10 protein-coding genes are annotated in these 12,643 nt (G+C 73.5%); 5 read left to right on the forward strand and 5 right to left on the reverse strand.

Going from position 1 to position 12,643, the window contains the following annotated elements; genetic code table 11:
* The first annotated feature begins 361 nt into the window (after positions 1 to 361).
* Both C1708_RS03600 and C1708_RS03605 read left to right on the forward strand, forming a co-directional pair.
* Entirely contained in the window at positions 362 to 931 is a 570-nt protein-coding gene (locus C1708_RS03600; protein ID WP_106411261.1) for a DUF6328 family protein, read from the forward strand.
* Between the two features lie 266 nt (positions 932 to 1,197).
* Positions 1,198 to 2,178, forward strand: a complete 981-nt coding sequence (locus C1708_RS03605; RefSeq protein ID WP_106411262.1) for a DUF2804 domain-containing protein — start codon at positions 1,198 to 1,200, stop codon at positions 2,176 to 2,178.
* Between the two features lie 63 nt (positions 2,179 to 2,241).
* Here C1708_RS03605 and C1708_RS03610 read toward each other — a convergent pair whose 3' ends face one another.
* Positions 2,242 to 2,478 (reverse strand): DUF5302 domain-containing protein, encoded by a 237-nt coding sequence (locus C1708_RS03610; protein WP_106416136.1) that lies wholly within the window; start codon positions 2,476 to 2,478, stop codon positions 2,242 to 2,244.
* Positions 2,479 to 2,772: 294 nt separating this feature from the next.
* Here C1708_RS03610 and C1708_RS03615 point away from each other — a divergent pair, with 294 nt between their 5' ends.
* Both C1708_RS03615 and C1708_RS03620 read left to right on the forward strand, forming a co-directional pair.
* On the forward strand, positions 2,773 to 3,744 hold the full coding sequence (locus C1708_RS03615) for an oxygenase MpaB family protein (RefSeq protein ID WP_106411263.1): 972 nt from the start codon (positions 2,773 to 2,775) through the stop codon (positions 3,742 to 3,744).
* On the forward strand, positions 3,741 to 5,252 hold the full coding sequence (locus tag C1708_RS03620; protein ID WP_106411264.1) for an aldehyde dehydrogenase family protein: 1,512 nt from the start codon (positions 3,741 to 3,743) through the stop codon (positions 5,250 to 5,252). The genes C1708_RS03615 and C1708_RS03620 overlap by 4 nt, the downstream gene beginning before the upstream one ends.
* 35 nt (positions 5,253 to 5,287) lie before the next feature.
* Here C1708_RS03620 and C1708_RS03625 read toward each other — a convergent pair whose 3' ends face one another.
* On the reverse strand, positions 5,288 to 5,914 hold the full coding sequence (locus C1708_RS03625; protein ID WP_106411265.1) for a TetR/AcrR family transcriptional regulator: 627 nt from the start codon (positions 5,912 to 5,914) through the stop codon (positions 5,288 to 5,290).
* A 127-nt stretch (positions 5,915 to 6,041) separates the two neighbouring features.
* Here C1708_RS03625 and C1708_RS03630 point away from each other — a divergent pair, with 127 nt between their 5' ends.
* A complete protein-coding gene (locus tag C1708_RS03630) occupies positions 6,042 to 7,181 on the forward strand; it encodes an acyl-CoA dehydrogenase family protein (RefSeq protein ID WP_106416137.1) in 1,140 nt (379 codons plus the stop codon).
* 66 nt (positions 7,182 to 7,247) lie between these two features.
* Here the strand turns inward: C1708_RS03630 and C1708_RS03635 are convergent, their stop codons facing one another.
* The 3 genes from C1708_RS03635 to C1708_RS03645 form a co-directional block, all read right to left on the reverse strand.
* On the reverse strand, positions 7,248 to 9,080 hold the full coding sequence (locus C1708_RS03635) for an AMP-dependent synthetase/ligase (RefSeq protein ID WP_106411266.1): 1,833 nt from the start codon (positions 9,078 to 9,080) through the stop codon (positions 7,248 to 7,250).
* 102 nt (positions 9,081 to 9,182) lie between these two features.
* The gene (locus C1708_RS03640) at positions 9,183 to 11,363 is read right to left on the reverse strand and encodes a 3-hydroxyacyl-CoA dehydrogenase NAD-binding domain-containing protein (protein WP_106411267.1); all 2,181 of its coding nucleotides are present in this window, start codon (positions 11,361 to 11,363) and stop codon (positions 9,183 to 9,185) included.
* A 34-nt stretch (positions 11,364 to 11,397) separates the two neighbouring features.
* Entirely contained in the window at positions 11,398 to 12,612 is a 1,215-nt protein-coding gene (locus C1708_RS03645) for an acetyl-CoA C-acetyltransferase (RefSeq protein ID WP_106411268.1), read from the reverse strand.
* Positions 12,613 to 12,643: the final 31 nt, after the last annotated feature.

The raw sequence follows: 12,643 nt of genomic DNA on the forward strand, positions 1-12,643 counted from the left end.
TCGCCGCCCGCCGTACCCGCGACGAGGAGCCGGCGTCCGGTGACGACCCGGTCGCCGTACTCGACGCGGGCCCCGGTGCGGCGGACGAAGTCGCCCGGGGGGCGCACCGGGTCGTCGGCGGCCGCGGAGCGGCGCTCGCTGCAGCGGGTGAAGGACGTGCCGGGTCCGCTCCCCGCTCCAGGACGACGTAGTCGCGTCCCTCCTGTCCCAGGGGCGTCCTCGGCGGACCACGAGGGGCTCGCCGTGCGGCCGGGCACGGGGCGCCGGGACCCGGCGTGTGCGGTCGGCCTCGTTCGCCCCGGATCTTGCATGACTGGCGCTGATCGGGGCAAACGGTCCGCCTGGAACAGGGGAGGACGCCATGACGATGACGGAGCAGCCGGCCAAGCCGATGGAGAAGCAGAGCACCTGCTGCGCGCGCCACGACGCCCACGCCTCGTGGCCCGGTGACGAGCCGCCGGAGTCGGCGCGTGAGCGGGTGAACCGCCGCTGGAACGAGGTGCTGCAGGAGACGCGTGTCACGCAGACGGGTGTGCAGATCCTCTTCGGCTTCCTGCTCAGCGTGGCCTTCACCCCGCTGTTCCGTGAACTGGAGACGCTGGACCGGGTCATCTACGTCATGACCGTGGTGTTCGGCGCGTCCGCCACCGGCTCGCTGATCGCGCCGGTGTCCATCCACCGTTTCCTGTCCGGGCAACGGATGAAGGACGAAGTGGTGGAGATGGCCGGGCGGTTGATGGTGTGCGGGATGGTGCTGCTCGCGCTCACCATCGGCTGCACGCTGCTGCTGATCCTGCGGTTCGTCGTGCCGGGCGTGCTCGCCGAGGTGCTGGTGGGCGGGGTCATGCTGTGGTTCGCGCTGTGCTGGTACGTGCTGCCGCTCCGGCTGCGCCGCCGTGCCGCCCGCCGCGCGCGGCGCGACCGGACGTGACGGCTGACCGGCCGGCGGTCGCCGTCCCTCGGAAGGACGGCGCGTACGAGCCGGGAACGGTCGTGGCGGCGGTCGCCCGAGAGTGAGGTGCGGGAGGAACGGGCCGTCCGGGAACGGGAGTTCCCGGACGGCCCGTCGCGCTTTCCGGGACGGCGCACGCCGCGATCGTGTGTCGCGGTACGACTGGGCACGGACACAGGTGACCGTGCTCGGGTGGCCGCTGGACCCTGCCGAGCCGCGTCCCCGGGCGAAAGGGCCGCGCTGACATGACCGCCGAACGTGAGATCACCTCCCCCGTCGACCTGTGCCTCCCCGACGGGCGGCTCGATCCGGAGGCGGTCGGCTGGACCCGGCGGCCGCTGCACCGGGCGAACCTGCGCGGGTGGGGGCGCGTCAAGCGCTGGGAGTACTGGGGCATCGTCACGCCGTCGCACATCGTCGGCCTGGTCGCCTCCTCCCTCGACTACGCCGGCACGCACGGCGTGTACGTGCTGGACCGGGCCACCGGCCGCGAACTGGCCGGGGACGCGGTGACGCCGCTGGCGCGGGGCGTGCGCATGCCGGACCGCAGCGGGACGGGGACCGCGTCCGCGCGGGGCGGCGGGGTGACGCTGGAGTTCGTCCAGCACGCGGAGGGCACCACGATCAGCGCGGCCGCCCCCGGTGTCCGGCTGGAGGCCGAGGCGCCGCTGGAGCCGGGGCACGAGTCGCTGGGCGTGGTCGTGCCGTGGAGCGAGCGCCGCTTCCAGTACACGCTGAAGGACCTCGGCCGTCCCGTCCACGGCCGTCTGACGCTCGGCTCGCGGGAGGTCGCGTTCGACGCGTCCGGCTCCTTCGCCGTCCTCGACCACGGTCGCGGCAAGTGGCCGTACTCCATGACGTGGAACTGGGCGGCGGGCTGCGCGCCGGGGCGGGCGGTCCAGCTCGGCGGCCGGTGGACCGACGGCACGGGTGCGACGGAGAACGCCCTGTTCGTCGACGGCCGCCTGCACAAGATCGGCGATGAACTCGTCTGGGAGTACGACCGTACGGACTGGCTGCGTCCGTGGCGGATCGGCGGGCCCCGGGTGGAGGCCGAGTTCCGCCCCTTCCACGTCCGGACCGCCAGGACGAGCCTGTGGGTGGTGTCCAACGACACGCACCAGTGCTTCGGGAGCTTCACGGGGCGCGCCCGCGCCGACGACGGCTCCTGGGTGGATCTCGACGGGCTCACCGGCTGGGCGGAGGAGGCCCGCGACCGGTGGTGAAGACGGTCCGTCCCGCCCCGCCCGTGAGCCGCGCGGCTCACGGGCGGGGCGGGACGGACCGGCTCAGCCGCTCTTGCGGCGGAACGACCGCCGGCCCGTCGCCGGGCCGTGCGTGGCGCGCACCTTGGACGCGTTCGGGTTGCCGACGGCCTCGGCCGCTTCCGCCTGGGCGCCGCGCTTGCGTGCCAGGGCCTCGCGGAACTTGCGCTTCAGGTCGTAGGCGCCGTCGTCGTCCGGCGTGACCGGGGACGTCGCGGCGGCCGGCTCCGAACCTTCCGTGGTGGGCGGTTCTGCGGTCATGGTGACCTCCTGGGTCCGGGGACGGGCGAGCACAGCTTGTCACGCCGGGCCCCGTACGCGTCGGGTATTTTCCGGCGCGGTGCCGCTCATCCGGTGCGGCGCGCCTGGACGGCACCGCGCGCCCCGGCGAACTCGCGTGCCTCGACGGGGCGCGTCCGCGGTATTGACGCCCGATGTTACAAGTCAATAGTTTCAGTATCTTCGTTGCACACCAGGGCCGTGTTCCACGTCTCCGTCGCCCCCGGTCCCTCGCTCGGCGAGCCGGTGGCCGCGTTGCCGACAGGAGGGATCAGCATGGGCCGTCACCGCAGGCTCGCCCGGATGCGGCAGATGGATCCGCAGCGGGACTTCGAGCAGATCTACCGCTGGATCACGCAGTACGAGTTCCCCCGCGACTACCTGCACGGCACGTCGGTCGCGTTCCTGCGCGACTACGGCGTCCCGCGCATCTCTCGACTGCTGGACCGCACGCAGGAGTTCGAGCGTGCCGGGCAGAAGCGCTACGACGACACGGTGCTGATCGCGTACGAGATGGTGCGCGACGGGATGGACTCGGAGCACGGGCGGGCCGCCGCCCGCCACCTCAACCGCATCCACGGCCGGTACCGCATCCCCAACGAGGACTTCCTGTACGTGCTGGCCACCACGGTGGTGGGGCCGAAGCGGTGGATCGACCGGTACGGGTGGCGGCCGTTGTGCGCGCAGGAGACCGAGAGCCTGGCGCTGGTGGGCCGGCGGATGGGCGAGATGATGGGCATCTCCTCGGTGCCCGGCACCTACGCGGAGTTCGAGCGGCTCCACGACGCCTACGAGCGGGAGATGTTCGCCTACGACCCCGCCAACCGCCGGGTCGCCGCGGCCACGTTACGCGTCATGGCGGCCTGGTACCCGGCCCCGCTGCGCCGGATCGCCGTACGGGCCACGCTGGCCGTGCTCGACGAACCGCTGCTGACGGCCCTCGGGTTCCGGCCGCAGCCGGCCTGGCTGCGGGCGGTCGCGCACCGGGCGCTGCGCCTGCGCGCCGCGGTCGTCCGGCTGCTGCCGGCCCGGCCGGAGCGGTTTCCGCGCCGCCCGAAGGCGCGCACCTATCCCTTCGGCTGGACCTTGGACGACCTGGGCCCGCACTGGGCGCGGTCCCGTCCGGCCCTGCCGCTGCCGGACGAGGGACCGCCGGGCGAGGAACCGCCGGACGAGAAGCCGCGCGACGCGGTCCCCGGGCCGTCGCGGCCGTCCGCCGTCCGAGCCCTTCGTGAGGAGACCCCATGACCGAGACCGTCCCGGCCGCCGCTCCACGCGCCTCCGCCACCACGTTCCCCACCCACTCCCCCGCGACCGGCGAGCGGCTCGCCGAGTACCCGGTGCACGGGCCGGAGGACGTCGCCCGTGCCGTGGCCCGCGCCCGCACCGTGCAGGCGGGGTGGGCGGCCCTGCCCGCGTCGCGCCGCCGTGACCTGCTGCTGCGCTGGAAGAAGACCCTCGCCGACGACCTGGACACGGTGGCCCGCACCATCGCGGAGGAGACCAGCAAGCCCGCCGGTGACGCCGCGCTGGAAGTGGTCCTCACGCTGGAGCACCTGGCGTGGGCCGCCCGCAACGCCCCCCGGGTGCTGGGCCGGAGAAGAGTGCGGACCGGGCTGTTCACGGTGCATCAGCGGGCCTCGCTGGTCCACCGTCCGCTGGGTGTCGTCGGCGTGATCGGCCCCTGGAACTACCCCCTCTACACCCCGATGGGCTCCATCGGGTACGCCCTCGCCGCGGGGAACGCGGTGGTGTTCAAGCCGTCGGAACTGACGCCGGGCACGGGAGTGCTGCTGGCGGAGCTGTTCGACTCCGCCGCGCCCGAGCACGCCGGGCTGCTCACCACGGTCACGGGGGCGGCGGCGACCGGGGACGCGCTGGCCCGCTCCGGGGTGGACAAGCTGGCGTTCACGGGGTCGCCGGGGACGGCGCGGAAGGTGATGGCGGTGTGCGCGGAGACGCTGACGCCGTTCCTCGCCGAGTGCGGCGGCAAGGACGCGGTGATCGTCACCGCCGACGCCGACCTGGACGCGGCCGCCGACGCGATCGTGTGGGGCGCGCTGAGCAACGCGGGGCAGACCTGCGCGGGCGTGGAGCGCGTCTACGCGGTGCGGGAGGTCCACGAGGAGCTGTGCGCACGGGTGGTGGAGCGGGCCGGGGCGCTGCCCACGGGTGCCGGCGCGGACGCCGCCTACGGGCCGATGACGCTGCCCGGCCAGACCGCCGTCGTCGAGCGGCACGTCAGCGGCGCCGTCGCGGCGGGCGGACGGGCGCTGCTCGGCGGGCCCGAGTCGGTGCGGGCGCCCTACGTCGCCCCGGTGGTGCTGACCGGTGTGCCGGAGGACGCGGCGGCGATGACGGAGGAGACGTTCGGGCCGGTCGTGGCGGTCAACGCGGTGGCGGGCGTGGACGAGGCCGTGGAGCGCGCCAACGCCTCCCGCTACGCCCTCGGGGCCGCGGTGTTCTGCGGCAGCGGGCGCACGGGGGCGGCGATCGCGGCGCGGCTGCGCGCGGGCGCGGTGTCGGTGAACTCGGTGCTGGGCTTCGCGGCGGTGCCCGCGCTGCCGTTCGGGGGGTCGCAGGACTCCGGGTTCGGGCGGATCCACGGCGCGGAGGGGCTGCGGGCGTTCACCTCCGTGCAGTCGATGACGGTCCAGCGGTTCGCCCCGGCGATCGCGCTGACCTCCTTCGCGGTCCCGGCGGCCACCCGCGAGCGCGCGGTGCGGCTGGCGCGTGCCCTGCACCGGCGGCGCTGAACGGAGCGGGGGCCTGCCCGTCGCCGCCGGGGCGGTCAGGCGTCCAGCAGCGGGGCCAGATAGCGCCGGGCGAAGGCCCGGGCCTGGTCCTCGTCCTCCATCTCGATGCAGCTCGACGGGTTGAGCAGGAAGGACACGGCGACCCGCACCATCAGCTCGGCGACCGGACGCGGGTCCTCGTCGGGCCGACCCTCCACCTGCTGCGCCCGGCGCAGATGCCCGGTCAGGTACTCGACGGTGGCCGACAGCGAGGAGCCGCCCTGCACGGTCAGGTACGGCAGCACCACCTCGGGTTCGAGCCGCAGCATGCCGCCGAGGAGCGGATGGGCGCGGCTGTGGCGCAGGGCGGCGGCGAACCCCTCGACGACCCGCTCCCGCATGGTCGGCAGGCCCGCCACCGCCGCGTCGAGCCGGGCGAAGAAGCGGTTCAGTTCGCGCAGCAGGGTCTCCTCGACCAGGCGGTCCTTGGTCTGGAAGCGCCGGTAGACGGTCACCCGGGAGACACCGGCCCGCTTGGCGACGTCGTCCACCGAGGAGCGGCGCACCCCGAGGAGGGTGAACTGCTCCAGTGCCGCGTCGAGGATCCGCCGCGCCGTGTCGTCCTCGGGCTCCGGGCGGGCGAGGACCCGGGCGAGCCACGAGTCGTTCGTGTCAGTTCTCATGGTGATCCTCACGATACCGGCGAACGACTCCCTGAGAGACGCTGATACACCTATCATATCTTTGTATCCCCAGAACGCGCCCCGCCCGACCGAGCCGCCGACCGGCACCCGCATCCCGGAGGACCTGATGGGCAGTCGACTCACCGAGGAACAGGCCGCGTTCGCGGCGGCCGTACGCGACTTCGCCAAGCGCGAGTGCGGCACCCGGGAACAGCGCGACGCGCTGACGGACGGCGGCCGCGAGGCGCACCATCCGGGGCTGTACCGCAAGCTGGCCGACCTGGGCTGGCTCGGGATCTGCCTGCCCGAGGAGTACGGCGGCGCCGGCGGCGGGACCGCCGACGCCTGCCTGTTCCTGGAGGAGACGTCGTACGGGATGGTGCCGTGCGGCGGCTTCGTCACGACGGTGATCACGGCGAAGGCGTACGAGCGGTTCGGCACCGAACGGCAGCGGCGGGAGGTGCTGTCCGGCGCGGTCCGCGGCGACGTGCTGGCGATCGCGATGTCGGAGCCGGGGGCCGGGTCCGACGTCGGGGCGCTGCGCTGCCGGGCCCGGCGGGAGCGGGACGGCACCTGGGCGATCGACGGCCAGAAGACCTGGATCTCCAACGCGCACTGCGCCCGGAGCATCCTGCTGGTGGCCCGCACCGGCGAGGACAAGCACGGCGGGCTGACCATGTTCCACCTGCCGGCCGGCACACCGGGCGTGGAGATCCGGGGCATCGGGACGATGCGCGGCCGCGAGGTCAACGACGTCCACCTCACGGACGTACGCCTGCCCGCGGACTCCGTCGTCGGCGAGGTGAACGGCGGGTGGAGGCAGTTGATGGCCGGCCTCGACCACGAGCGGCTGTTCCTGGCCGCCGACATGCTGGGCCTGGCCCGCCGCGCCTTCGACGACGCGGTCGCCTACGTCCGTGAACGGGAGCAGTTCGGGCGGCCCGTCGGCTCCTTCCAGGCGCTGCGGCACCGGGTCGCGGACCTGGCCACCGAGATCGAGTGCACACGGCTGCTGGTGCGCGAGGTGGCCCTGGACTGCGACGCGCGGCCGGACGAGCTGTTCCCGCGCGAGGCGTCGATGGCCAAGCTGAAGGCCACCGAACTCGCCAAGCGCACCGCGCTGGAGGGCATGCAGATGATGGGCGGCTACGGCTACACCACGGAGTTCGACATGGAGCGCCATCTGCGGGCCGCGGTCGTCTCCACGGTGTACGGCGGGACGAGCGAGATCCAGCGGGACGTCATCGGCAAGACGTACGGGCTCTGATCCGGGCGCACACGAGGGCCGCCCGCCCCCTGGGACCGGGGCGGGCGGCCGTCGTCGTGCGAGAGGTCAGCCGTCGTAGAGCGCGGTCAACGCGTCGGCGTACTTGTCGCGGATGACGCGGCGCCGCATCTTCAGCGACGGGGTCAGCTCACCGGTCGCCGGACCCCACTCCTCAGCGAGCAGTTCGTACCGCTTGACCTGCTCGGTGCGGTTGAGGCGGCTGTTGGCGGCGGCCACCGCACGCTCCACCTCGGCCCGGATGTCCGGATGCCGTACGAGGGCGGCCGGGCCGCCCTCCGTGTCGATGCCGTGCCTCGCGGCCCAGGCCGGGGCGGCCTCCGGGTCAAGGACCAGCAGGGCGACCAGGTAGGAGCGGTTGTCGCCGTGCACCATGGCCTGGCCGATCAGCGGGTGTTCCTTGAGGGTGTTCTCCACCAGGGCCGGCGAGACGTTCTTGCCGGTCGAGGTGATGATCATCTCCTTCTTGCGGTCGGTGAGCCACAGGTAGCCGTCCTCGTCGATCCGGCCGACGTCGCCGGTGGCCAGCCAGCCGTCGGCGTCCAGCGCGGACCGCACGGAGCCGTCCGGCTGGAGGTAGCCGTCGAACACCGACGCGCCGCGCACCATGATCTCGCCGTCCTCGGCGACGCGGATCTCCACGGACCCCACCGGGCGGCCCACCGAGCCGAGCCGGAAACCGGTCTTCGGGCTGTTGCTGGTGGCGACGCCGGTGGTCTCGGTCAGCCCCCAGGCGTCCATGATGACGACGCCGAACCCGGCCCAGAACCTCACCACGTCGGCCGGCATGGGCGCGGACGCGCTGGCCGTCCAGGTCACCCGGTCCAGGCCGCCGGCCGCCAGCATGGGCAGCAGCACCTCCTCGCGGACGCGGGTGTAGCGCTCCTCCAGCTCGGGCGGCGGCACCTGGCCGCGCTCGCGGTACGCGACGTGCTCGCGCGCCACCTCGAACGCCGCGTCGATGACGGCCCGTTGGCCGTCCGGCATCAGCGAGAGCACGGCCCGCACGGCGGCGGACAGTTTCTCCCAGATGCGCGGCACGCCGAAGAACTGCGCCGGGCGCACCGTGCGCACCACCTCGCCGACCTTCGTCGGGTCGGCGCACAGGTAGACGTGCGACGCGCGGTGACAGGGCAGGTAGATGCCCAGCATCCGCTCGGCGATGTGCGCGAACGGCAGGTAGCAGACGTGCTCGACGTGCGGCGGGAGTTCCACCACGGCGTCCAGCGCGAGCACGTTGGACAGCACCACCCGGTGGGTGAGGACGACGCCCTTGGGCTCGCCGGTGGTGCCGGAGGTGTAGACGACGGTCAGCGGGTCCTCGGGACGGGCGGTGTCCAGTTCCTTGCCGAACTCCTCCGGCACCGGCTCGCGCCGCAGCGACGCGTACGGCACGTGCGCGCCCTCGGCTCCCGCGTCGGCCACCACGAGCCGTTCCAGCGGGGTACCGGGGTCGGCCAGCAGCGGTTCCCACACCGGGAGCTGGTCCGCCCCGCCGACGACGGCGAGGCGGGCGCGGCAGTTGCGGGCGATGTGGGTGATCTGCTCGGGGGCCGAGGTGCCGTAGACGCTCACCGGGACCGCGCCGAGGCGGACCAGCGCCAGGTCGGACAGCCAGTGCTCGGGCCGGTTGGCCATCATCAGGAGCACGTGGTCGCCGCGGCCGACGCCGAGGGCCCGGTAGCCGGCGGCGAGGCCTCGGGTGTGCGCGTGGATCTCGCCCCAGGTGAGCGTCGCCCAGTCGGTGCCGGGGTCGTCCGACTGCCAGGACAGGCCCGGCAGGTCGGGGTACGCGTGCGCGTTGCGGGCCAGGAGCCGGGGCAGGGTGCGGGCGGCGGGGTCGTCGGGCAGGTCGCCTGCGGTGCGGGGTGGCGAAGTCATCGGGGCCTCCTTGCGTTGCGGGTCGGGGAGAGAACGTCCGGGGAGACCGCGGCGTGGGGAAGCCCCTGCGGGCGTGCCCGGTGCCGGGAGCGGGCCTTGCGCTCAGGCGTCGGTGAAGGTCTCGCCGCGGCCGGCCTTGCGCAGCAGCAACTCGGGCGGGGCGAAGCGGTCGCCGTACCGTCCGGCGAGTTCGCGGGCGCGGGCGACGAAGCCGGGCAGGCCGCCGTCGTAGCCGTTGACGTACTGCAGGACGCCGCCGGTCCACGGCGGGAAGCCGATACCGAGCAGCGAGCCGACGTTGGCGTCGGCCACCGACTCCAGCACGCCCTCCTCCAGACAGCGCACCGCGTCCAGCGCCTCGGCGAAGAGCATCCGCTCCTTCAGCTCGGTGAGGTCGGCGGGCCGCGTCACCGGGTCGGTGAAGTGCTCGCGCAGACCGGGCCAGAGGCCGGCGCGCCGGCCCTGCTCGTCGTAGTCGTAGAAGCCGGCACCGCCGGACCGTCCGGGACGGCCGAACGCGTCGATCATGCGGTCCACCACCGCGTCCGCGGGGTGCGGCCGCCAGGTGCCGCCGTCCGCCTCGACCGCGCGGCGGTTCTCCTCACGGATCCTGCGCGGGAGGGTGAGGGTGAGTTCGTCCATCAGGGCGAGGACCTTGGCCGGATAGCCGGCCTGGGCCGCCGCCTGCTCGACGGAGGCCGGGTCGATCCCCTCGCCGACCATGGCGACGCCCTCGTCGATGAAGCGGCCGATGACGCGGGAGGTGAAGAAGCCGCGGGAGTCGTTGACCACGATCGGCGTCTTGCGGATCTGCCGCACCAGGTCGAAGGCGCGGGCCAGCGCCTCCTCCCCCGTCCTCTCGCCCTTGACGATCTCCACCAGCGGCATCTTGTCGACGGGCGAGAAGAAGTGCAGCCCGATGAAGTCCTCCTGCCGCTCGACGCCCTCGGCGAGGGCGGTGATGGGCAGGGTGGAGGTGTTGGAGCACAGCAGGGCGTCGGGCTCCACGACGTGCTGGATCTCCTGGAACACCCGGTGCTTGAGGGAGGTGTCCTCGAAGACGGCCTCGATCACCGCGTCGCAGCCGGCCAGGTCCCCGCTCTGCGCGGTCGGGGTGATGCGGGCGAGCAGGGCGTCCGCCCGCTCCTGTGTCGTACGGCCGCGCGCGACGGCCTTGGCGCACAGCTTCTCGGAGTAGCCCCTGCCCCGGGACGCCGCGTCGGCGGTGACGTCCTTCAGCACGACGTCGATGCCCGCGGCGGCGCAGGAGTAGGCGATGCCGGCGCCCATCATGCCCGCGCCGAGCACGGCCACCCGGGTCACCTTCCGCGCGGGGACGCCCTTCGGGCGCCCGGCGCCGGAGTCGACCGCCCGGAGGTCGAAGAAGAACCCCTGGATCATGTTCTTGGTGATCTGCCCGGTGACCAGCTCGGTCAGGTGGCGGGCCTCGATCTCGAAGGCCGTGTCCAGGTCGACCTGGGCGCTCTCCACGGCCGCCGCGAGGATGTTGCGCGGGGCGGGGCAGGGAGCGCCGCCGGTCCTCTTCCGCAGCAGTGCGGGGAGGGCGGGCAGGTTGGCGGCGAACTTCGGGTGCGACGGGGTGCCGCCGGGGATGCGGTAGCCGGGGGCGTCCCAGGGCTGCGCGGACTCGGGGTGGGCGTCGACGAACGCCCGTGCGCGGGCGAGGAGTTCGCCGGGGTCGGAGACGACCTCGTCGACGAGACCCGCCTCCAGGGCACGGGCGGGGCCGTACTGCGTGCCCTCCAGGAGGACCTTCCGCAGGGCCTCCGTCACGCCGAACATGCGGACCGTGCGGGTGACCCCGCCGCCTCCGGGCAGCAGACCCAGGGTCACCTCGGGGCAGCCGACCTTGGTGCCGGGCGCGTCCAGGGCGATGCGGTGGTGGCAGGCCAGGGCGATCTCGTAACCGCCGCCCAGCGCCGCGCCGTTGATCACCGCGACGACCGGCCTGCCCAGGGTCTCCATGATCCGCAGCGCCCGCTTGACGCGCATGCCGGCCTCGTAGGAGACACCGGCCGTCTCGGGCGTGACGGAGATCAGGTCGTGCAGGTCGCCGCCGGCGAAGAAGCTCTTCTTGGCGGAGGCGACGATCACACCGCGGACGCTGTCGCGCTGCTCGGCCAGCCGCGCGGTGACGGCCTCCAGCGAGTCGATGAACGCGGCGTTCATGGTGTTGACCGACCGGGACGGGTCGTCGAGGACGAGGGTGACGACGCCGGTGTCGTCCTGCTCCCAGCGGATGGTGGTGGACTCGCTGCTCATGAGGGTGTGCTCCAGGTGATCCGTCGGGAGGGGGTCAGACGCGCTCGACGATGGTGGCGATGCCCATGCCGCCGCCGACGCAGAGCGTGGCGAGCCCGTAGCGCTTGTCCTGGCGCTCCAGTTCGTCGACGAGGGTGCCCAGGATCATCGCGCCGGTCGCGCCGAGCGGGTGGCCGAGCGCGATGGCGCCGCCGTTGACGTTGACCTTGTCCAGCGACAGGCCCATGTCCTTCACGAACCGCAGCACGACGGCCGCGAACGCCTCGTTGATCTCGACCAGGTCGATGTCGTCGACGGTCAGCCCGGCCTTGGCGAGCGCCTTGCGGGTGGCGGGCGCGGGGCCGGTGAGCATGATGGTCGGCTCGGAGCCGGAGACGGCGGCGGAGACGATCCGGGCGCGCGGGGTGAGGCCGTGGCGCTCGCCGGCCTCCTTGGAGCCGATCGCGACCAGGGCGGCGCCGTCGACGATGCCGGAGGAGTTGCCCGCGTGGTGGACGTGGTCGATCCGCTCCACCCAGTGGTACTTCTGCAGCGCCACCGCGTCGAAGCCGCCCAGCTCGCCGATGTCCGCGAAGGACGGCTTGAGCTTCGCGAGGGAGTCGGCGGTGGTGCCGGGGCGCAGGTGCTCGTCGTGGTCGAGGACGACCAGGCCGCTGCGGTCCTTCACCGGGACGACGGACCGCCCGAAGCGGCCCTCCTTCCAGGCCGTGGCCGCCCGTTCCTGGGAGAGGGCGGCGTACTCGTCGACGTCCCGCCGGGAGAAGCCCTCCAGGGTGGCGATGAGGTCCGCGCCGATGCCCTGCGGCACGAAGTTGACCTCGAGGTTGGTCATCGGGTCGTTGAACCAGGCGCCGCCGTCGGAGGCCATGGGCACGCGGGACATGGACTCCACGCCGCCCGCGAGGACCAGGTCCTCCCAGCCCGAACGGACCTTCATCGCGGCCATGTTGACCGCTTCGAGCCCGGAGGCGCAGAAGCGGTTCTCCTGCACGCCGGCCACCGTGTCCGGCAGGCCCGAGGCGATGGCGGCGATCCGGGCGATGTCGGAGCCCTGGTCGCCGACCGGCCCGACGACGCCGAGCACGATGTCGTCGACGGCGGCCGGGTCGAGTCCGGGGAAGCGGGCGCGGATCTCGTGGATCAGCCCGACGACCAGGTCGATGGGCTTGGTGCCGTGCAGGGCGCCGTTCGCCTTGCCGCGCCCGCGCGGGGTGCGGATCGCGTCGTACACATACGCTTCGGTGCTCACCTCGGGTGCCTTCCGGGTCGGGTCGGAGGGG

The organism is Streptomyces sp. DH-12 (assembly GCF_002899455.1).
Classification (GTDB): Bacteria; Actinomycetota; Actinomycetes; order Streptomycetales; family Streptomycetaceae; genus Streptomyces.

Bases quoted from the DNA above. Each gene is read 5' to 3' on its own strand.
- C1708_RS03600 (WP_106411261.1), top strand. From the start codon at position 362: ATGACGATGACGGAGCAGCCGGCCAAGCCGATGGAGAAGCAGAGCACC.
- C1708_RS03615 (WP_106411263.1), top strand. From the start codon at position 2,773: ATGGGCCGTCACCGCAGGCTCGCCCGGATGCGGCAGATGGATCCGCAG.
- C1708_RS03635 (WP_106411266.1), bottom strand. From the start codon at position 9,080: ATGACTTCGCCACCCCGCACCGCAGGCGACCTGCCCGACGACCCCGCC.
- C1708_RS03630 (WP_106416137.1), top strand. From the start codon at position 6,042: ATGGGCAGTCGACTCACCGAGGAACAGGCCGCGTTCGCGGCGGCCGTA.
- C1708_RS03625 (WP_106411265.1), bottom strand. From the start codon at position 5,914: ATGAGAACTGACACGAACGACTCGTGGCTCGCCCGGGTCCTCGCCCGC.
- C1708_RS03620 (WP_106411264.1), top strand. From the start codon at position 3,741: ATGACCGAGACCGTCCCGGCCGCCGCTCCACGCGCCTCCGCCACCACG.
- C1708_RS03640 (WP_106411267.1), bottom strand. From the start codon at position 11,363: ATGAGCAGCGAGTCCACCACCATCCGCTGGGAGCAGGACGACACCGGC.
- C1708_RS03605 (WP_106411262.1), top strand. From the start codon at position 1,198: ATGACCGCCGAACGTGAGATCACCTCCCCCGTCGACCTGTGCCTCCCC.
- C1708_RS03610 (WP_106416136.1), bottom strand. From the start codon at position 2,478: ATGACCGCAGAACCGCCCACCACGGAAGGTTCGGAGCCGGCCGCCGCG.